This is a genomic window from Xanthomonas sp. NCPPB 3959 (assembly GCF_056675575.1).
Map to the genome: position 1 here is coordinate 688,245 of NZ_JBWWVR010000001.1, position 19,375 is coordinate 707,619.

The window sequence follows — 19,375 nt, forward strand, 5'->3', positions numbered from 1 at the left end:
TCCAGGATGCGCCCATGAACCATCACGGTCGCCATCCGGACAACCCGTCCTGCGTCATCACCTGCGCGTATTACGACGGCGATGCCGAACGCCACGACATCAGCCTGGAGCAGATCAGCGACGTGCTGCAGCGCCCGGATGGCTTCGTTTGGGTCGGTCTGTACGAGCCGCAGGAATCGGTGCTGCACAAGCTGCAGGACGAGTTCGGCCTGCACGATCTGGCGATCGAAGATGCGCTCAAGGCGCACCAACGGCCCAAGGCCGAGAGCTACGGCAATTCGCTGTTCGTGGTGGTCAATACTGCCCAGCTGGTCAACGAGCGCATCCGCTATGGCGAGACGCACGCGTTTCTCGGCACACGCTTCTTGTTGACCGTTCGGCATGGTGCCTCGCTGTCGTATACGCCGGTGCGCCACCGGGTCGAACGCGAACCAGCGATGCTGCGCATGGGCGCCTCGTTCTGCCTGTACGGCGTGCTCGACTTCGTGGTCGACAACTATCTGCCGATCATGGACGAGTTCCGCGACACGCTGGAAGGCCTGGAAAAAGACATCTTTGCCGATAACTACAAGCGCGAAACCGTGGTGCGCCTGTACGAGCTCAAGCGCGAACTCAACAAGATGCGGCTGGTGGTGGCGCCGCTGCAGGACGTGCTCTCGCACCTGAAGCGCAACCCGGGCTCACTGATCCACGAAGAAGTCGGCATCTACCTGCGCGACGTGCTCGATCACGCCGTGCGCATCAACGACGCCATCGACACCTTGCGCGAAATGCTGGGCACTGCGCTGAGTGTGAACCTGTCGATGGTGACCCTGGCCCAGGGCGAGACCGTCAAACGCTTAGGCGCATGGGCTGCATTGCTGGCCGCCCCTACCCTGATCACCAGTTGGTACGGCATGAATTTCACCCACATGCCCGAGCTGGACAAACGCTACGCGTACCCGCTGCTGGTAGCCGGTGTGGTTGGCTCGTGCCTGGTGCTGTATCGCCTGTTCAAGCGCGCGCGGTGGCTGTGAGGCCGCTTTGCGGCCGGGATTGGGGAGTTGGGATTCGGGATTGGTTAGAGCCGCATCGTTGACCGGGCGTGTAACCCGTACCCTCATCCGCCCTTCGGGCACCTTCTCCCGACGGGAGAAGGGAAGTGCATCGCTTGTACAAATCCTGATTGTGCGAATCCCCAATCCCGACTCACCAATCCCTGCAATCAAGCCACATAGATCGTCTTGATATTCATGAACTCATGAATGCCATGCTCGGCCAGCTCGCGCCCGAAACCGGAGCGCTTGATCCCACCGAATGGCAAACGCACATCACTCTTGACCACCGAATTGACGAACGCCGCACCGCATTGCAACTGCTGCGCCACGCGCTCGCCGTGTTTGGCATCTGCCGTCCACACGCTGCCGCCCAGACCGAAGGTGGTGTCGTTGGCCACACGCACCGCTTCTGCTTCGTCGGCCACGCGGATCACCGAGGCGACCGGGCCGAACAACTCTTCCTCGTAAGCCGGCATGCCCGGGGCAACACGGTCGAGAATGGTGGCGGGATAGCCTGCATGCGAGCCAGCCACAGGCTCGCCACCGAGCAGCACCTGTGCGCCCTTCTCCACGCTGGCCTGCACCTGCTTGTGCAACTCGTCGCGCAGGTCGGCGCGTGCCATCGGCGCGAGCGTGGTGGTTTCCTGCTGCGGGTCGCCGAGCACGCGCTTGGACGCGGCAGCGACAAAGCGTTCGATGAACTGATCGGCAATCGCGTCCACCACGATGAAGCGCTTGGCGGCGATGCAGGTCTGCCCGCTGTTATCGAAGCGCGACTGCACGGCAGAGGTAACGGTGTGCTCCAGATCGGCGTCTTCCAGCACCACGAAGGCATCGCTGCCGCCGAGCTCCATCACGCACTTCTTCAACTGGTCGCCCGCGTTTGCGGCCAGCGACCGGCCCGCACGCTCGCTACCGGTGAGCGTCACTGCGGCGATGCGATCGTCGCGCAACACGTCAGCCGCCTGGTCGTTGTCGATATGCAGCACGTCGAACACGCCCGGCGGAATACCTGCAGCATCGAGCACTTCTTTCATCGCATCGGCGCAACGCGGCACATTGCTGGCGTGCTTGAGCAACGCGACGTTGCCGGCCATCAGGCCCGGTGCGAGAAAGCGAAACGCCTGCCACAACGGGAAATTCCATGGCATCACCGCAAAGACGCAGCCCAACGGCTCGTAACGTACGTAGCTGGATTGCGCTTCGGTGGGGATGTCGCGCGGTGCCAGATACTCGGCCGCGTGATCTGCGTAGTACGCGCAACCCTGCGCGCACTTGTCGACCTCGGCCAGCGCTTCATGGCGCAACTTGCCCATCTCGGCAGTCATGATGCGCTGCAGATCGTCGCGCCGTTTGCTCAGCTCTTCACCGACGCGGCGCAGCAAGGCGCCACGCTCTGCCAACGGCAGCGCCGCCCAGGTGGGAAACGCCGTGGCAGCAGCGGCCAGACGCTCCTCGATGGCGGCGGCATCCAGGGTTTGCTGGGTGTGTTCGACCTGGCCATTGGCCGGGTTGACGGTGTCGTAGGACATGACGGTCTCCTGTAGCAAGGCGGCCATGCTAGTCGCCGGGAAGTTGCAGCCGCGTCACAACCATCTGAAATCGGTGCAACGCTGTGTTTGCCGGCACCGCGACGGAATGCCACAGCGCGATCACATGGCGCTTGCGACGACCAACATGACCGCCCGGAAGCGCCTGCCCGAAACAGACTGTCGCCAGTGGCCCAACTTCACTTTGCGCAATGGCATGACAGGGCCAGAAATGCTCTAGCATTCCGGCTCTGATCAGAACCGATCACTCACGGAAGAACCTCGATGCGTTTGTTCTTTTGCACTGCGTTGGCGATCGTCGTAAGCGCATCCCTGCCCGGTTGCGCGTTCATCCAGGACGTGATGCGCGGGCCACGCCCCAGCGCGAACGGATTCGTGACCGTAACTTGCACCAACAACCTGCCCAACCCTGCCCAGCCATGCGAGGAGGAAGCACTGCGGGCCTGCTCGGACACTGCCATCCGCCAGTTCGTGACCGCCAGTTCCTCGCCGAACATGGTCACGATCTATCCGAGCAAGCAAAAACGCAAAGACGACAAACGCGACGGCAAAAGCAACCGCGATGATCGGTCCGCCGAGCCCAGAACCGAGCAGCAGGGCTACAAGATCAGCGCCGAGTACCAGTGCTTTTTGACCAAACCACAGCCATGGGATAGCGGCTATACGCCTCCGGCAAAGTAAATGCAGCTAACCAGACGACTGCGCAACATCAAAGCACGAGGCAGGCGCCTGCAAACTGCATGTACTACGCGTGCAATGCAGTGATGAGCGCGTCGTCCGCGCATATCTGACCACTGCCCGCTCGCGCTCCACTACCGGCACGCGCTCAGAGAGCGGATTGCAAAGCCAACTGTGCATCGCGTTGACGGCGCTTTTCGCTGCGTGCCAGCAGCCACCAACCGATCACCGCGGCGATCGACACCGCCAGCACCATCACCGTCGCGAGCGCATTGATCTTGGGGCTGATGCCCAGCCGCACCGAGGCGAATACCTTGATCGGCAGCGTGGTGGAATTGGGCCCGGCCAGGAAACTGGCGATCACCACATCGTCCAGCGACAGCGTGAAGGCGAGCAGCCAGCCCGAGGCCAATGCGGGGGCGATGATCGGCAAGGTGATCAGGAAGAACACCTTCAGAGGTGTCGCACCGAGATCCATCGCGGCTTCTTCCAGCGAACGATCCAGCTCCTGCAGCCGCGAGGAGATCACCACCGTGACGAACGAGACGGTGAAGGTGACATGCGCCACCCAGATCGCGACCGCCCCGCGCGGTGCGATACCGAGCACCCCGCCCATCGACACCAGCAACAGCAGGATCGACAGGCCGATGATCACTTCCGGCATCACCAAGGGCGCGGTAATCAACGCACCGAACAAGGTTTTGCCGGGAAAGCGCCGCATGCGCACCATTGCCATCGCCGCCATGGTGCCAAGCACTGTCGATGCACACGCGGTCCAGAATGCCACTTCCAGGCTGACCCAGCCCGCGTCCAGCAACTGCCGGTCGCGCAGCAATTCGCCATACCAGCGCGTGGAAAAACCGCCCCACACGGTGGCCAGGCGCGAGGCGTTGAACGAGTACACCATCAGCAACAGGATCGGCAGGTACAGAAAGCCGAAACCCAGCGCGAGCACGCTGCCGCCAAGCACGCGTCTACTGCGAGAGGCGCGCATCATGTGAGCCGCCCTTCCAGCTCGCGCTGTTGATAACGGTGGAAGATCACGATCGGCACCAGCAACAACAACAACATCACAGTGGCTACTGCAGCGGCCACCGGCCAGTCGCGATTGTTGAAGAACTCGCCCCACAGCACGCGGCCGATCATCAAGGTGTTGGGGCCGCCCAACATTTCCGGAATCACGAACTCGCCCACCGCCGGAATCATCACCAGCATGCAGCCGGCCACGATGCCGTTGCGCGAGAGCGGCAAAGTGATGCGCACAAACGCCTGCCACGGCCGCGCGCCCAGATCGTAGGCCGCCTCAAGCAAACGTTGATCGTGCTTGACCAGATTGGCGTACAGCGGCAACACCATGAAGGGCAGATAGCAGTAGACGATGCCGATGTAGGCGGCGATCGGGGTGTACAGCAGGTGCAACGGCTGCCGGATAACGCCCAGTGCCAGCAGCGCCTGATTGAGCAATCCGTTGCCGTCGAGGATGCCGATCCAGGCGTACACGCGGATCAGGAACGAGGTCCACGATGGCAGCACTACCAGCATCATCGCCACGTTGCGCGTGGCCAGCGGCAGGCGCGCGATCACGTAGGCCATCGGGTAGCCGATTAGCAGCGCAAGCGCCGTGGAGATCGCTGCGATCTTGATCGAACTCGCATACGCCGCCACGTACTGGCTGTCGCGCAACAAGACCAGATAGTTGCCCAGATGCAGCTTGATGCTCACCGCGCCATCGGCAGCCACGGCGAACAATGGCGTGTACGGCGGCATTGCGGTGGCGTGCTCGGCGAAGGAGATCTTCAGCACGATCAGGAACGGAATCGCGAAGAAAAGCAGCAGCCACAGATACGGTGCGGCGATCACGCCCCAGCGTGCGCCCGGCAGTGCATGGCGAAGAGTGGCTAGCAAAACGTAGCGAGCAGTCGCCAGGGGGGCGCGGACGGCGCGGAGGAACCGCAGTGTACGAGTGGTACATGAGGATTCCGAGCACCGGCCGCGCGCCCCTGGCGGCTGCGCAGTAGTTTTGCTGGCCGCTCTCATGCGGTCAGCACCACGCCATCGTCCTCGCCCCAGCCCACCCACACCGCATCGCCCCAGGTCAGCGCTTCGCTGGCCCAACGCTGGCGGTTAGCGAAATGGGCCATCAACTTGAAGCCGCTCGGCAAGCGCACGTGATACACCGAATGGCTGCCGAAATAGGCGATGTCTTCGATCACCCCGTGCGCCTTGTTGCAGGTCTGCGCGGGTTCGTCCTTGCCGATGGCGAGTTTTTCGGGACGTAGCGCGAACGCCACCGTTTGCCCTGCGAACCCGGTGATGCCATGCCCGATGCGGATGGGTGCAGCGAATGCCGATGTTTTCAAACTGACGTAATCCGGCTCGTCTTCGACGATGACCGCGTCGATCAGATTGACCGAGCCGATGAATTCGGCAGCGAAGCGGTTGGCCGGTTGTTCGTAGATCTCGTCGGGGGTGCCGACCTGCTGGATCCAGCCCTTGTCCATCAGCGCGATGCGGGTGGCCATGGTCATGGCCTCTTCCTGGTCGTGGGTGACCATGACGCAGGTGACGCCGGAGGTTTCGATGATGTTGACCAGTTCCAGCTGCATCTGCGAGCGCAGCTTCTTGTCCAGCGCGCCCATCGGTTCGTCCAGCAACAGCAGCTTGGGCCGCTTGGCCAGCGAGCGCGCCAACGCCACGCGTTGCTGCTGCCCGCCGGATAATTGATGCGGCTTGCGCTTGGCCAAGCTGCCGAGCTGCACCAGCTCCAGCATCTCGCCGACACGCGCGGCGATGGCGGATTTGGACAAGGCTTCCTGCTTCAATCCGAATGCGATGTTCTGCTCCACGCTCATGTGCGGAAACAGCGCATACGACTGGAACATCATGTTGATCGGGCGCTCGTACGGCGGCAGCGCGTCGATGGGTTGGCCATCGAGCACGATGCGCCCCTTGGTCGGCCGTTCGAAGCCGGCCAGGCAGCGCAGCAATGTGGACTTGCCGCTGCCCGAGCCGCCCAGCAGCGCGAAGATCTCGCCCTTGCGGATCTGCAGGCTGACATCGTCGACCGCGACGAAGCCGTCGAACTCCTTGCGGACCTCGCTGATGCTCAGATACGCGGTGTCGCCGGTGGAGAGCTGCTCGGGAACTGCCATGAAACCTCTCGATTGCGAAGGCGCGAGGACCGCACTGGCGACCACTCACCGCATCATGGCAAAACCCGACTGCGGCTGCAGCGCTTGCGCCCGCCGCATCAGGAATCGCTCAGCGCGCCTCCTGCGCCGGTTCGCTCCAGCCCAGGCCCAGGCTTTTCTGCAAGGCCACGTAGTTCACCAGCAACTGCACCTGCGCCTGCGCGGCTGCGTCCTGCGCGGATAGTTGCTGGCGTTGTACATCGAGCAGGTCGATCGACGAAGTGGCGCCGGCATCGCGCCGCTGCTGCATCAGCCCGGCCGAGCGCGTGGCCGAGGCTTCGGCCTGCCGCGCCACCACCAGTTGTTTGCGCGCCGAGCCGAAGCGCGCCAACGCGGAATTGGCATCCTGCAACGCACCCAGCACGGCACCTTCGTACGCGGCCTCGCGGCCGGCATTGCCGGCACGCGCCTGCTCCACCTGGGCCTTGGTGCGGCCGAAATCGAAGATCGACCAGCGCAACATAGGCACCGCCAACGTGGTCAGCGCATCGGAATTGAAATCGCCCGGCGAACCGGCCACCCAGCTCAGCCCGCCCAGCAAGGTCACCTGCGGGAAATAGCCGTTCAATGCCTCGCCGATCTGCGCGCTGGAGGCAGCCAGCTCGCGTTCGGCCTTGCGCACGTCGGGGCGGCGACGGATCAACGCACCGGCATCGTCCACACGCACCTGGGTGGGCAACATCGGCAACGGCTGCGCTGTGCTCAATTGCGTATCCAGTGCACCGGGCTCGCGCCCGACCATCAACGCCAGCTGGTCCAATGCCTCCTGCGATTGCATGTCCAGCGGCAGGCGTTGCGCCTGTTGCTGCTGCACCTGCGTGGCGATCTGCTCGACCTGCAGGTCGGAGGCAGCGCCTTGTTCGCGGCGCTGCTGGGTCAGCCGCAACGTCTGCCCGATCTTGTCGAGGTTGGCGTCGGCAATGGCCAGACGCGCCTGCAGCCCGCGGTAGTTGAGATAGACCTGCCCGACTTCGGCAGCCAGCTGCACCTGCGCATCGGCCAGCTCGGCTTCGGAGGCCTGCGCCTGTGCCAGCGCACCTTCGGCGGCGCGGCGGCGGCGGCCGAACAGATCCAGCTCCCAGCTGGCATCGAACCCGACGCTGTAGATCTGGGTCTTGTCCAGGCTCGCCTCTTCGCTGCCTGCGGCCGGCGGCTGGCTGTTCTGGCCATTCTGCAAGTCGCCGAGCGTATCGACGATGGTCTGCGGCGGCTCGGCATACGCGTACAAGGCGCTGGCATTGAGCTTGGGCAGACGCTCGGCGCGACGCTGGCGTGCCAGTGCGCGGTTAGCCAACAACCGCGCCTGCGCAGCACGCAGATTGGGGCTGTCGGCCAGCGCCTGGGTGACCAGTTGGGTGAGCATCGGATCGTGCAGCTCCTCCCACCAGTGATTCAACGGCGCAGCGGCGACCACCTCGGCGCCGCTGGCGCGATGCAATGCCGGCGCCTGCATGGCCGCATCGGCCACGACCGGTGCCTTGGTGTAGTTGGGACCGAGCATGCAGCCGCCGAGCAGCACCGCGCTCAGCGCGGCTGCCAGTGGCATGCGGATCAGGCGCATGGAATCAGTGCATTGCAAGGTGCGCCCCCTTGGGTAACGGCTTGAGCAAAAAGGCCAGCGGAATCGTGCAGACCACGATCACGCCGAAGATCCAGAACAGATCGCTATAGGTCATCACCAGCGCCTGCTGCTGCACCAGGCGCGCCAGCTGCGCGATCGAGCGGATCGCGGCCTCCGCACCGGCGCTGCCCTGCATCTGCGCGCCCAGACCTGACAAGAACTCCTGCGCGCGCGAGGCGTTGGCGGTGATCGCGCTGCCGATGGTTTCGGTATGGAAGGTCATGCGGCGCTCCTGAAACGTGGAGATCAGCGCCAGGCCCACCGAGCCGCCCAGGTTGCGGCCGGCGTTGAACAAGCCCGAGGCATCGCCTGCCAGCTCGGGCGGCACCGACGAAATCGCGGCCTGATTCAACGACATCATCGCCAGCGCCAACCCGCAGCCCTGCAGCAACTGGCCGGCGACAAAATGCATGCCCACGGTGTCGGCAGTCAGCGACAGATTGACGAAACAGGCCGCGGCAAAACAGATCAGCCCGGCGATCACCAGAATGCGCACATCCACCACTTCCAGCAGCTTGGGCATCATCGGCATCAGCAGCACGGTCGGCAGACCGGACAGCAGCAGCACATAGCCTGCCTGCTCGGTGTTGTAGCCGGAGATCACCGCCAGAAACTGCGGAATCATGTACATGACCCCGAACAGGATCATGCCCACCGCCATGATCATGACGAACACCGCACCGAAACTGCGATGCAGCAACAACGACAAGTGGATCACCGGCGGCCGGCGACGGAACTGGGTGATCACCAAGGCGATGAATCCGCTCAGGGAGATCAGGCTCAGCATGTTGATCTCGCTGGATTCGAACCAGCGCTCGCGCTGGCCTTCTTCCAGCACCACGGTGAGCCCACCCAGCCCGGCGGTGAGGCCATAGATGCCCAACCAGTCGGCATCGAGCAGGCCGGCCCAATCGCCTTTTTCATGCTTCAACCCGAGCAGCAACAAGGCCACCAGGCCGACGCAGATCGGCACGTTGATGAAGAACGCGTAGTGCCAGCTGACGTTTTCGGTGAGCCAGCCGCCCAGCAGCGGGCCGATCACCGGGCCCATGATCACGGTCATGCCGAACAAGGCGGTGCCCATGGTCTGCTGGCTGGGCGGCAGCCGCGTGGCGACGATGGTCAGCGCGGTGGGAATCAACGCACCGCCGGCCAGGCCCTGCCCGACGCGGCCGATGATCATCATCGTCAACGAGGTCGACAAGCCGCACACCACCGAAAACGCGGTGAACATCACCGCGCAGATCAGCAGGAAGTTGCGCAGGCCCAGCGTGCGCACGAACCAGCCTGTGAGCGGGATCATGATGATCTCGGCCACCAGATACGCGGTGGAAATCCAGGTGCCTTCGGTGCCGCTGGCGCCGACTTCGCCCTGGATGGTGGGCAGCGCCGCGTTGACGATGGAGATATCCAGCGTCGCCATGAACGAGCCGATGGTGCCGGCCAGTACCGCCAGCCACGCGCCCGGTTCGGCCTTCTCGCGTTGGGCGCTGCCGCCGGCACGCGGGCCGGTGGCTGCGGCTGCACTCATCGCGCGCGCTCCTGCGCCTGCACGCGATCGGATTCCTCCTCGGCCCGTTGCTTGGCGTCCTTGGCCGAGCGCGTATCCACCGTCACTTCGACCGACATGCCCGGCACCAGCACCTTGCGCGCCTCGTCACCGGCCAGCACACGGATCCGCACCGGAATGCGCTGGACGACTTTGGTGAAGTTGCCGGTGGCGTTCTCCGGCGGCAACAATGCGAATTGCGAACCGGTGCCCGGCGAGAGGCTTTCGATCTTGCCGTGCAGCTTCACGCCCGACAGCGCATCGACCTCGATCTCGGCCGGCTGGCCCGGACGCATCAGGCCGACCTGGGTTTCCTTGAAATTGGCGACCAGGTACAGCGATTGCTGCGGCACGATGGTCATGGTGCGGGTACCGGCGCCGAGGAACTGGCCCACCTGCACGGTCTTGTCGCCGACCCGGCCACGGATGCGGCTGGTGAGGAGGGTGTCTTCCACCGCCACGCGGGCCTGGTCGGCATCGGCGGTGGCCTGCTTCACGCCGGCTTGCGCCTGTTCCAGCTGTGCGTTGCTGGCCAGGATCTGGCTCTGCGCGCCCTTGGCCTGTGCCTGCGCCGCGTCGTACTGGGCGCGTGCGCGGGCCAGTTCGTGCTGCAGGCTTTCCTGATGTTCGTGGGTGTCTGCACCCGAGGCGGCCAACGGGGCGAAGCGCTTCACTTCGGCCTGGGCGAATTTCAGGCTTGCCGCCGCCGAGGTCACCTGGCTACGCGCCTGCACCAGCGACGACTCCTGCCCGGACACGTTGGCAGTTGCTGCGGCGATATCGGCCTGGCGCGCGGCGATTGCGGCTTCGGCCTGCTGCAGGGTGGCCTGGTAGGTGCGGTCGTCGATCTGCAGCAGCGGCTGGCCGGCCTCCACGATCTGGTTGTCGCCCACCATCACCTTGGTCACATAGCCGCTGACGCGCGGCGCGACCGCTACCGAATCGGCCTGCAGATAAGCGTTATTGGTGCTCTGCATGTAGCGGCCCTTGATCAGGTAGTAGGCCAGCCACAGCGCCAGCAGCACCACCACCAGCAGGCCGACCACGATCAGCGTCCACTTCACCTTGGGGTTCTTCAACGGCGAGGGCTTGGGCGGCTCCTGCTGATTGTGTGCAGCGTTGCCTTGGGCATCCTGGGCCGAAGCCTGGCCGTCGTTGGACTGGTGATCGTGGTTGCTCAAAGTCAGGCGTCCTGTGTCGTGGGCGAGGCGCGCGCAACGACGTGCCGCATCAGCGGTTCCGGCGAAGGCGGCGCAACCATACAATTATTTGAACCGCCCGGTACAGATTGCGTGACGAGCCTGGTCAGCTGCCGCTTGGACTGATTGGTTCTTTATGAAGACCTGGCTACGCGGCCGCGCCTTCAACCCGCCGACGCCTCAACGACCGGTCTTGATCTCGGTCCACAGCCGCGTGTACAGCCGGTCCACTTCCGGCGGATTGATCGCATAGGTAAACATCTTGGCGGTCACCTCCGGCGGCGGGTAGATGGTGGCGTCGTTGCGGATCGCCGCATCCACCAGCGGCGTGGCAGTGCGCACCGGATTGGCGTAGTGGATGAAGTTGCTGTTGGCTGCAGCCACCTCCGGCTTCAACAGATAATTGATGAAGGCATAGGCGTTGTCGGGGTGCTTGGCGTCCTTGGGAATGGCCAGCATGTCGAACCACTGCGGCGCGCCTTCCTTCGGGATCGAATAGGCCACCTTGACGGTGTTGCCGGCCTCTACCGCTCGGTCGCGCGCCTGGATGATGTCGCCCGACCAGCCCACTGCAAGACAGGTGTTGCCGTTGGCCAGCGAGGTCACGTACTGGCTGGAGTGGAAGTTCTGCACATACGGGCGAATCGTCTTGATCAGCGCGGCGGCTTTTTCGATCTCCGCCGGCACCGTGCTGTGCGGATCCAGACCCAGATAATTGAGCGCGATCGGAATCATGTCCGAGGGCGTGTCGAGAATGGTGACGCCGCAGTCCTTCAACTTCGACAGATTTTCCGGCTTGAATACCAGATCCCAGCTGTTGGCGACCTCGGTGCTGCCGAAGACGGCCTTGAGCTTGTCCACGTTGTAGCCGATGCCGGTGGTGCCGATCATGTACGGCACGCCAAAGGCATTGCCCGGATCCTGCGCGGCGATGCGGCGCATGATGTCCGGATCCAGATTGACCAGGTTGGGGATCTTGCTCTTGTCCAGCGGCAGGAACACCCCGGCCTGGATCTGCCGGCCGAAGAAGCTCAGCGTGGGCACCACCACGTCGTAATCGCTGCCGCCGGCGAGCAGTTTGGCTTCCACCATCTCGTCGCTGTCGAACACGTCGTAGGTGACCTTGATGCCGCTGCTCTTTTCGAACGCGGGAATGGTGTCTTCGGCGATGTAGTCCGAGTAGTTGTAGACGTTGAGCACCTTGGCCCGCGCATCGGCATTGCCTGGCGCAGTGCCGCCACCGCAGGCGGCCAACAAGGTGGTGGACAGCGTCAGGGCGAGCAGTCGCAACGTCATGTGGATCTCCAAAGCAGTGCGGTCATGGCGGGGCCGGCGGTGTGGCCGGTGAGCGTTCCAGCCTACGCATCGGGTTTCTGTTTGCCCAGCTTATTTCCCTGGCTTGCAGCGGCTATCGAAAACGAGGTTTGCTGCGCCTGGCGGGCGCGGCCATTGGACGGGGTGGCATGCCGCATTCGACCATTGCGGTTTCCGCGCGTCACGCGCACCCGGCTGACGTGCGCGCGCCATGAGGGCCACTCATCTGCCCAGCGCCTGCGCGGTGTCGTCCAGCGCCGCCCAGGCCTTGTCGAACAGCTCATCGACCTGCTCGCAGGTGATGATCAATGGTGGCGACAGCAGCATGGCGTCGTAAGTCGCGCGCAGGATCAGCCCGCGCTTTAGTGCGAAGTCGCGGCACAGCGCCCCTACACGGCCGCGCTCGGGAAAATACGTGCCGCGTTGGCGCTTGTCCGGCACCAGTTCCAGTGCGCCGACCAGCCCGGCGATGCGTGCCTCGCCCACCAGGCGATGTTCGCCCAGCTCGGCCCAGCGCTGCGCCAGATACGGCGCAATCCGGGTGCGTGCGGTCTCCACGATGCCTTCGTCCTGCAACAGCCGCACATTCTCCAACGCCACCGCCGCACACACCGGATGCCCGGAATAGGTGCCGCCATGCGCCAGCTCGCCGCCGTGCGTCTTGAGCACACCGGCCACGCGATCGTTGAACATCGCTGCCGCCAACGGGATATAGCCGGAGGTGATGCCCTTGGCGAGCGTCATCACATCGGGCTGGAAGCCGAAGTAATCCGCACCGAACCACGCACCGGTGCGGCCGAAGCCGCAGATCACTTCGTCGGCGACCAGCAGCACGTCGTAGCGCCGGCAGATGCGCTCGATTTCCGGCCAGTAACTGCGCGGCGGGATATAGACCCCGATCGCGCCCATGATCGGCTCGCCGATGAAGGCTGCCACGTTCTCGGGGCCGAGCTGCAGAATCTTTTCTTCCAAGCGGCGCGCTGCCAGCAGCCCGTATTCTTCGGGATCCATCTCACCGCCATCGCCGAAGTGATACGGCGGCGAGATGTGATGAATATCCGGAATCGGCAAGCCGCCCTGCTTGTGCATGCCTTTCATGCCACCCAGGCTGGCACCGGCCATGGTGGTGCCGTGATAGCCGTCGTGGCGGCCGATGAAGATGCGTTTTTCCGGCTGCCCCTGCACCGCCCAGAAGTGCCGCACCAGCCGCAGGATGGTGTCGTTGGCCTCCGAGCCGGAGTTAGCGAAGAACGCATGGTTCAAATCGCCCGGCGTCAGCTCGGCCAGCTTGGCGGCGAGATGGATGGTGGGCTCGGTGGTGCACTGAAAGAAGCTGTTGTAGTAGGCCAACTGCTCCATCTGCCGCGCCGCCGCCTGCGCGAGCTCCTTGCGTCCATAGCCCACATTCACGCACCACAATCCGCCGAACGCATCCAGCAACTTGTTGCCGTCCGCATCCCACACATACACGCCCTGCCCGCGCGTCAGGATGCGCGTGCCCTTCTCGGCCAATGCTGCGTTGTCGTTGAACGGATGCAGGTGATGGGCGGCATCGAGTTGCTGCAAGGTCTTCAGTGCTTGCGGATCCATGGGCACTCCGGCTACGGGGTACGTGCAGTCTACGGTCGATCGGCCGGGCACAAGATGCTTTCAGTGGCGCATGCCGAACAAGGAGTGAAACGCGCGAACGGGGCGCGGTGCCCAATGTCCAATGCGCGAGGCATCATGCATCCTTATATGCCGTACCCTCATCCGCCCTTCGGGCACCTTCTCCCGATGGGAGAAGGAGACGACGCAGCACGCTGCGCGAGTCGAAAACGCCTCAGACATTCAACAGCAAGAACTCCCGTTCCCACGAACTGATGACACGAAAGAACGTCTCGTATTCCTTCCGCTTCACCGAGATATAGGCGCGCACAAACCGCCGACCCAACATCTCCTGCAATGCCTCGCAGCCCTCCAATCCGTCTAGAGCTTCACCCAGCGAGCGCGGCAGATCGTAGCCCTGCTCCTTGCCGTTGCTGCTGATCGGCGCGGTCGGTTCCAGCTTTTCGCGGATACCCAATAACCCGCACGCCAAGGTCGCTGCCATCGCCAGATACGGATTGGCATCGGAGCCGGCAAAGCGGCTTTCCACCCGCATGTTCTGCGGGGTGTCGATCGGCACGCGTAGCCCGCAGGTGCGATTGTCGAACCCCCACAGCACATTGCTGGGCGACACCTCGCCGAACATCAGCCTTCGATAGGAATTGACATTGGGTGCCAGCAACCCCATCGCCATCGGAATGTATTTCTGCAGGCCACCGAGATAATGCGCAAAGGTGTCGCTGAAACCGCCTTCGCGCTTGCCACTGAACACATTCTTGCCAGTGCCGGTATGCAACAGGCTCTGATGAATATGCATCGCACTGCCCGGCTCGGTTTCCATGGGTTTGGCCAGAAACGTGGCGTACACGCCATGCCGCAACGCGGCTTCGCGCATGGTGCGCTTGAACATGAAGACCTGATCGGCGCGCGACAGCGCATCGGCATGGGTGAAGTTGACCTCCAGCTGCGCCGCGCCGGATTCGTGGATCAAGGTATCCACGTCCAGTTCCATCGCGTCGCAGTAGTCGTACATCAGATCCAGGATCGGATCGAACTCGTTGACCGCATCGATCGAATACGACTGCCGCGCGGTTTCCGGGCGGCCGGAGCGCCCCGCCGGTGGCAGCAACGGAAAATCCGGGTCGGTGTTCTTCTGCACCAGAAAGAATTCAAGCTCCGGCGCCACCATTGGTTGCAGCTTCACCTCGGCATACGCGTCCAGCACGCGGCGCAGCACGTTGCGGGGCGCAAGCTCATGGGGCTGCCCATCCTTGGTGTAGCAATCGTGGATGACCTGCGCGGTGGGGTCGGCGGCCCACGGCACCATGCGCACGGTGGAGGCGTCCGGGCGCAGGTGCATGTCCGAATCAGAGGGCGAGGTCAGCTCGTAATAATCGTCCGGGAAATCGCCGGTGACGGTGGTGGCGAAGATGCCTTCCGGCAGGCGGGTGCCGTAGTCGTGCGAGAACTTGTCGGCGGGGATGATCTTGCCGCGCGCGTTGCCGGTGATGTCCGGCACCAGGCACTCCACCTCGGTGATGTTGCGCTCCTTGAGCCAGCGGCGCAGCGCGCTTTCCGGCTGCTTGGGCGTGGATTTGCGCGAACGTGTGCGGATGGACATGCAACCTCACTGGCCGCGTTGAGCGGCGTATTGACGACAGGCATCGCCGAAGGCCTGAAAGATGGCACGGTAGAACGGATGCTGTGTGACACGCCACTCCGGATGCCATTGCACCGCCAGCAAAAAGCCCGGCCCGGCGCCACGAAAGGCTTCGATCAGGCCATCCGGTGCAGTGGCTTCGACCACCAGCCCGTCGGCGAGCTTCGCAATACCCTGCCCGTGCAACGAATTCACCCACACCTGATCGGTCTCGCTCATGCCGGCCAACCAGCCGCCGGGTTGCAGCTGCACCAGATGCGCAGGGCCGTATTGCGTGTCCAGCGGTGCGCTGCGGTCTTCCCGATGATCGGCCAGGCCGGGCACCTCCTGCACGCGTTGATGCAAGCGCCCGCCCAGCGCCACGTTGACCTCCTGCAGGCCGCGGCAGATCGCCAGCACCGGCAGGCCACGTGCAAACGCCTGCGGGATCAGGCCAAGGCTGGTGGCATCGCGTGCGGGATCATGCAGGTTGCCTTCCCAACTGGGCTCGTCGCTGTAGTGATGCGGCTCGACATTGCTCACCGCACCAGTCAGCAACAGGCCATCCAACCGATCCAGCCACACGTCTGCATCCAGCGTGGGCTGCAGGCTCGGCAGCAACACCGGCATCGCGCCCGCCGCCTCCACCACCGCGCGAATGTATTTTTCGCCAGCGGCCAGAAACGGATGCGGCCCTTGCTGGATGCGATCGGTCGGCAACCCGACCAGTGGAACGACAGCCATGCAGACATCCCGGTGTAGAGCGTTGAACGTCAGGTGCAATGCACTTGCGATGCATCCGAACTTACCGCGCCGCCGCACGCATTGCCAAGCGCAACGCAACTGCGGTTGCGACTGCTCACGTGCGCTTTGCTACGCTGAGCGGCGACTTCGCAGGTGGTGCCCATGGCTTCCGAAAACTTCGCCGCGTCCTTGCCTGCTGCCGATGCCGCCACGCTGGCGCGCATCGATGGCTGCGAATCGGTCGACCTGCTGCTGCCCGACACCAACGGCGTACTGCGTGGCAAACGTGTGACAGGCGAAGCACTGGGCAAGATCTATCGCGATGGCGTGTGCCTGCCGATGTCGCTGATCGCCACCGACATCACCGGCAATACCGTGGAAGAGACCGGGCTGGGCTACGCCATCGGCGATGCCGACCGCGTCTGCCGGCCGATCGCAGGCTCGCTGCGTCCGGTGCCGTGGGCACCGCAGCCAATGGCGCAGTTGCTGCTGGCGATGCACAACCCCGACGGCAGCGTGTTCGAGGTCGCACCACGCGCGGTGCTGCAGCGTGTATTGCGTGGCTTCGCTGCGCTGGGCCTGACCCCGGTGATCGCAGTGGAACTGGAGTTCTATCTGTTCGACGCGGTGCCCGACGCGCAGGGGCGTCCGCAGACCCCGCGCGACCCGGTCACCGGTGAGCGCAGCGACAGCACCCAGGTGTATTCGCTGCAGGACCTGGACGACCAGCGCGACTTCACCGATGCAGTCACCGCCGCCTGCCGGCAACAAGGCATCCCCGCCGATACGGCGGTGGCCGAATACGCGCCCGGGCAGTTCGAAATCAACCTGCAACATCGCGCCGACGCGGTGGCCGCCTGCGACGAGGCACTGCTGCTCAAACGCACCATCAAGGCGATCGCGCAGCAGCAGGGCAAGCTCGCCAGCTTCATGGCCAAGCCGTTCCCGGGCCAGGCCGGCAGCGGCTTGCATCTGCACGTGAGCCTGCTCGATGCCGATGGCCACAATGTGTTTGCCAGCAGCGCCGCTGCGCCGGCCGACAGCCTGCGCCACGCCATCGCCGGGCTGCAGCGGCATGCGGATGCCTCGCTGCTGGTGTTCGCACCGCACGCCAATAGTTATCGACGCTTCGTCAGCAATGCCTTCGTGCCATTGGATGCGAGCTGGGGCTTCAACAATCGCACCGTGGCGCTGCGCATCCCGCATAGCGATGCACGCAATACCCGGATCGAACACCGCATCGCCGGCGCGGACGCCAACCCGTATCTGGTCGCCGCCACCGTGCTCGCCGCCATGCTGGATGGCCTGCAGCACCCCGGCGAGCCGACTGCGCCAGTCATCGGGAATGCCTATGCGCAGTCGGTGTTCCAGCCGCGTACCTGGCAAGGCGCAGTCGATGCATTTGGCGCCAACCCTTTCATCGGCGAGCAGTTGGGCAGCCAGTTCCAGCATGTGTTCGGCCAGCAGAAACAACGCGAATTGCTCGACTACCAGGCGCTGGTGCCGGATCTGGATTACGCCCGGTATCTGCGGACCGTGTGATGAGCGGCGCGGCCACATCACTGCCAGACACCGACACGCCGGGCAACGGCTATCCCGACAGTTGGTACGCGCGCAGCACGCCCGCCTTGCCGGAGCAGCCGCGCCTGCAAGGCGTTGAACGCGCCGATGTCTGCATTCTCGGCGCCGGCTACACCGGCCTCACTGCGGCCCTGGCCCTGGCCGAGGCCGGCTACAAGGTCATCGTGCTGGAAGCCAGGCGCATCGGCTGGGGCGCGTCCGGGCGCAACGGCGGCCAGGCCATCGTGGGCTACGGCTGCGAGCAGGAAACCCTGGAAGCGCTGGTCGACAATGCCGATGCGCGGCTGTTGTTCGACTTCTCACGCGACGGCATGCGCATGCTGCGCGCGCGCATCGAGCGTCATGCCATCGCTTGCGACTGGCGCGACGGTCACGCCCACGTGCCGCTGAAACCGCGCCAGGTGCAGGCCTTGCACCACGGCATCGTGCGCATGGCCGAGCGCTACGACTACCCGCTGGAATGGTGGGACCGCGCCCGCACCCGGCAGGTACTGGACAGCCCGCTGTATCTGGGCGCGATGTTCGACCCGGCCAGCGGTCATCTGCACCCACTGGCCTACGCGCTCGGCCTGGCACGCGCGGCGCTGGCGGCCGGCGTGCGCATCTACGAAGGCTCGGCGGTAACACGGCAGGAACATGGCGAGCGGGTGCTGATGCACACCGCCCAGGGCAGCGTATCGGCCGACTTCGGCGTGATTGCAGGAAACGCCTTGCTGCACGGCATTTCTGCATCGTTGGAGCGCCACATCATGCCGGTAGGCACCTATGTCGGCGCGACGCCGCCGCTGGGTGAGGGCCGCGCACGCGCCTTGATCGCCAACGACATGGCCGTGGCCGATACCAACTGGGCGCTGGACTATTACCGGCTCAGCGCCGACCACCGGCTGCTGTTCGGCGGCCGCGCCAGTTATTCCTCGCGCCCGCCGCCTGGCTTGAACCGCTTGATGACGCAGCGCATGCACACGGTGTTCCCGCAGCTACGCGGCGTGCCGTTGGAAACGCTGTGGGGCGGCTACGTGGACATCTCGCGCAACCGCGCCCCGCACTGGGGCCGGCTGGCGGCCAATGTGTATTTCGCGCAGGGTTTCTCCGGCCATGGCGTGGCAGCCACCGGTCTTGCCGGTCATGTCATCGCCGAGGCCATCACCGGTCAAAGCCAGCGTCTGGACGTGTTCGAGCGCATCCCGCACCTGCCCTTCCCCGGCGGACGGCGGCTGCGCACCCCGCTACTGGTGGCGGCGATGAGCTGGTACCGGTTACGCGATGCGCTGTGGTGATCTGGGCCCAAGAGCGGCTGACCAAACTACTTCACGCCAGTCTACTGCGGGCCGGCTGATCTGATGCCTGGCTGCAGGGCCCTTGCCCGCCCACCATCGCAGGACACGCCGCAAGTACGTCCGTGTAGGCTCTTACGCGGCATCCATGCCGCGTAAGGTCCCGCGACGGTGGGCGGGCAAGGACCAGTCAAGATGGTCGGTGTGCATGGTGCAAGCAATGCCTTACGTGGGTTGCTTAGATAACGGCACGCCTGATTCATCTTCTCAATGTAAGCCGAGCGATGGACAAGCTTTAAGAAAGCAACCGACAAACTCTCTGGTGCGGTGTCCTCACCGATTGCGGGACCGTGTGGCGGCATGGATGCCGCCACCGAGCCTACATGGACGTACTTGCGGCGTGTCCCGCGA

At 64.3% G+C, this 19,375-nt stretch carries 15 protein-coding genes and 1 other RNA gene; 4 read left to right on the forward strand and 12 right to left on the reverse strand.

Annotation, left to right across the window (positions count from 1 at the left end; translation table 11 throughout):
* Window positions 1–14 precede the first annotated feature (14 nt).
* On the forward strand, window positions 15–1,016 hold the full coding sequence (locus AC1KVG_RS02775; RefSeq protein ID WP_006449555.1) for a magnesium and cobalt transport protein CorA: 1,002 nt from the start codon (window positions 15–17) through the stop codon (window positions 1,014–1,016).
* Window positions 1,017–1,204: 188 nt separating this feature from the next.
* Here AC1KVG_RS02775 and AC1KVG_RS02780 read toward each other — a convergent pair whose 3' ends face one another.
* Window positions 1,205–2,596 (reverse strand): NAD-dependent succinate-semialdehyde dehydrogenase, encoded by a 1,392-nt coding sequence (locus AC1KVG_RS02780; RefSeq protein WP_481093410.1) that lies wholly within the window; start codon window positions 2,594–2,596, stop codon window positions 1,205–1,207.
* A 255-nt stretch (window positions 2,597–2,851) separates the two neighbouring features.
* Between AC1KVG_RS02780 and AC1KVG_RS02785 the strand changes: the two genes are divergently transcribed.
* Window positions 2,852–3,268, forward strand: coding sequence for a hypothetical protein (locus AC1KVG_RS02785; protein ID WP_481093411.1), 417 nt, complete (start codon window positions 2,852–2,854; stop codon window positions 3,266–3,268).
* A gap of 145 nt (window positions 3,269–3,413) precedes the next feature.
* On the opposite strand, the gene AC1KVG_RS02790 is transcribed toward AC1KVG_RS02785, so the two are convergent.
* From AC1KVG_RS02790 to AC1KVG_RS02840, 11 genes are all read right to left on the reverse strand, one after another.
* On the reverse strand, window positions 3,414–4,262 hold the full coding sequence (locus AC1KVG_RS02790) for an ABC transporter permease subunit (RefSeq protein ID WP_481093412.1): 849 nt from the start codon (window positions 4,260–4,262) through the stop codon (window positions 3,414–3,416).
* Window positions 4,259–5,170 (reverse strand): ABC transporter permease subunit, encoded by a 912-nt coding sequence (locus tag AC1KVG_RS02795; RefSeq protein ID WP_481093413.1) that lies wholly within the window; start codon window positions 5,168–5,170, stop codon window positions 4,259–4,261. The genes AC1KVG_RS02790 and AC1KVG_RS02795 overlap by 4 nt, the downstream gene beginning before the upstream one ends.
* Window positions 5,162–5,237, reverse strand: a non-coding RNA gene (locus tag AC1KVG_RS02800) — sX9 sRNA. The genes AC1KVG_RS02795 and AC1KVG_RS02800 overlap by 9 nt, the downstream gene beginning before the upstream one ends.
* A gap of 61 nt (window positions 5,238–5,298) precedes the next feature.
* Entirely contained in the window at window positions 5,299–6,417 is a 1,119-nt protein-coding gene (locus AC1KVG_RS02805; protein WP_481093414.1) for an ABC transporter ATP-binding protein, read from the reverse strand.
* A 109-nt stretch (window positions 6,418–6,526) separates the two neighbouring features.
* Window positions 6,527–8,017 (reverse strand): efflux transporter outer membrane subunit, encoded by a 1,491-nt coding sequence (locus AC1KVG_RS02810; protein WP_481093415.1) that lies wholly within the window; start codon window positions 8,015–8,017, stop codon window positions 6,527–6,529.
* 4 nt (window positions 8,018–8,021) lie between these two features.
* Window positions 8,022–9,608 (reverse strand): MDR family MFS transporter, encoded by a 1,587-nt coding sequence (locus tag AC1KVG_RS02815; RefSeq protein WP_104551716.1) that lies wholly within the window; start codon window positions 9,606–9,608, stop codon window positions 8,022–8,024.
* A complete protein-coding gene (locus AC1KVG_RS02820; protein WP_255085425.1) occupies window positions 9,605–10,807 on the reverse strand; it encodes an HlyD family secretion protein in 1,203 nt (400 codons plus the stop codon). The genes AC1KVG_RS02815 and AC1KVG_RS02820 overlap by 4 nt, the downstream gene beginning before the upstream one ends.
* 198 nt (window positions 10,808–11,005) lie before the next feature.
* Window positions 11,006–12,121 (reverse strand): polyamine ABC transporter substrate-binding protein, encoded by a 1,116-nt coding sequence (locus tag AC1KVG_RS02825; protein ID WP_104551718.1) that lies wholly within the window; start codon window positions 12,119–12,121, stop codon window positions 11,006–11,008.
* 240 nt (window positions 12,122–12,361) lie between these two features.
* A complete protein-coding gene (locus tag AC1KVG_RS02830) occupies window positions 12,362–13,729 on the reverse strand; it encodes an aspartate aminotransferase family protein (protein WP_481093416.1) in 1,368 nt (455 codons plus the stop codon).
* A gap of 232 nt (window positions 13,730–13,961) precedes the next feature.
* Window positions 13,962–15,347, reverse strand: coding sequence for a glutamine synthetase family protein (locus AC1KVG_RS02835; protein WP_168957333.1), 1,386 nt, complete (start codon window positions 15,345–15,347; stop codon window positions 13,962–13,964).
* A 6-nt stretch (window positions 15,348–15,353) separates the two neighbouring features.
* Window positions 15,354–16,109, reverse strand: a complete 756-nt coding sequence (locus AC1KVG_RS02840; protein ID WP_481093417.1) for a gamma-glutamyl-gamma-aminobutyrate hydrolase family protein — start codon at window positions 16,107–16,109, stop codon at window positions 15,354–15,356.
* A 162-nt stretch (window positions 16,110–16,271) separates the two neighbouring features.
* Here AC1KVG_RS02840 and AC1KVG_RS02845 point away from each other — a divergent pair, with 162 nt between their 5' ends.
* Entirely contained in the window at window positions 16,272–17,651 is a 1,380-nt protein-coding gene (locus AC1KVG_RS02845; RefSeq protein WP_481093418.1) for a glutamine synthetase family protein, read from the forward strand.
* Window positions 17,651–18,967, forward strand: a complete 1,317-nt coding sequence (locus AC1KVG_RS02850; RefSeq protein WP_481093419.1) for an NAD(P)/FAD-dependent oxidoreductase — start codon at window positions 17,651–17,653, stop codon at window positions 18,965–18,967. The genes AC1KVG_RS02845 and AC1KVG_RS02850 overlap by 1 nt, the downstream gene beginning before the upstream one ends.
* Window positions 18,968–19,375 lie beyond the last annotated feature (408 nt).

Bases quoted from the DNA above. Each gene is read 5' to 3' on its own strand.
- AC1KVG_RS02790 (WP_481093412.1), bottom strand. From the start codon at position 4,262: ATGATGCGCGCCTCTCGCAGTAGACGCGTGCTTGGCGGCAGCGTGCTC.
- AC1KVG_RS02775 (WP_006449555.1), top strand. From the start codon at position 15: ATGAACCATCACGGTCGCCATCCGGACAACCCGTCCTGCGTCATCACC.
- AC1KVG_RS02850 (WP_481093419.1), top strand. From the start codon at position 17,651: ATGAGCGGCGCGGCCACATCACTGCCAGACACCGACACGCCGGGCAAC.
- AC1KVG_RS02805 (WP_481093414.1), bottom strand. From the start codon at position 6,417: ATGGCAGTTCCCGAGCAGCTCTCCACCGGCGACACCGCGTATCTGAGC.
- AC1KVG_RS02825 (WP_104551718.1), bottom strand. From the start codon at position 12,121: ATGACGTTGCGACTGCTCGCCCTGACGCTGTCCACCACCTTGTTGGCC.
- AC1KVG_RS02780 (WP_481093410.1), bottom strand. From the start codon at position 2,596: ATGGCCGCCTTGCTACAGGAGACCGTCATGTCCTACGACACCGTCAAC.
- AC1KVG_RS02835 (WP_168957333.1), bottom strand. From the start codon at position 15,347: ATGTCCATCCGCACACGTTCGCGCAAATCCACGCCCAAGCAGCCGGAA.
- AC1KVG_RS02830 (WP_481093416.1), bottom strand. From the start codon at position 13,729: ATGGATCCGCAAGCACTGAAGACCTTGCAGCAACTCGATGCCGCCCAT.
- AC1KVG_RS02810 (WP_481093415.1), bottom strand. From the start codon at position 8,017: ATGCGCCTGATCCGCATGCCACTGGCAGCCGCGCTGAGCGCGGTGCTG.
- AC1KVG_RS02815 (WP_104551716.1), bottom strand. From the start codon at position 9,608: ATGAGTGCAGCCGCAGCCACCGGCCCGCGTGCCGGCGGCAGCGCCCAA.
- AC1KVG_RS02840 (WP_481093417.1), bottom strand. From the start codon at position 16,109: ATGGCTGTCGTTCCACTGGTCGGGTTGCCGACCGATCGCATCCAGCAA.
- AC1KVG_RS02785 (WP_481093411.1), top strand. From the start codon at position 2,852: ATGCGTTTGTTCTTTTGCACTGCGTTGGCGATCGTCGTAAGCGCATCC.
- AC1KVG_RS02845 (WP_481093418.1), top strand. From the start codon at position 16,272: ATGGCTTCCGAAAACTTCGCCGCGTCCTTGCCTGCTGCCGATGCCGCC.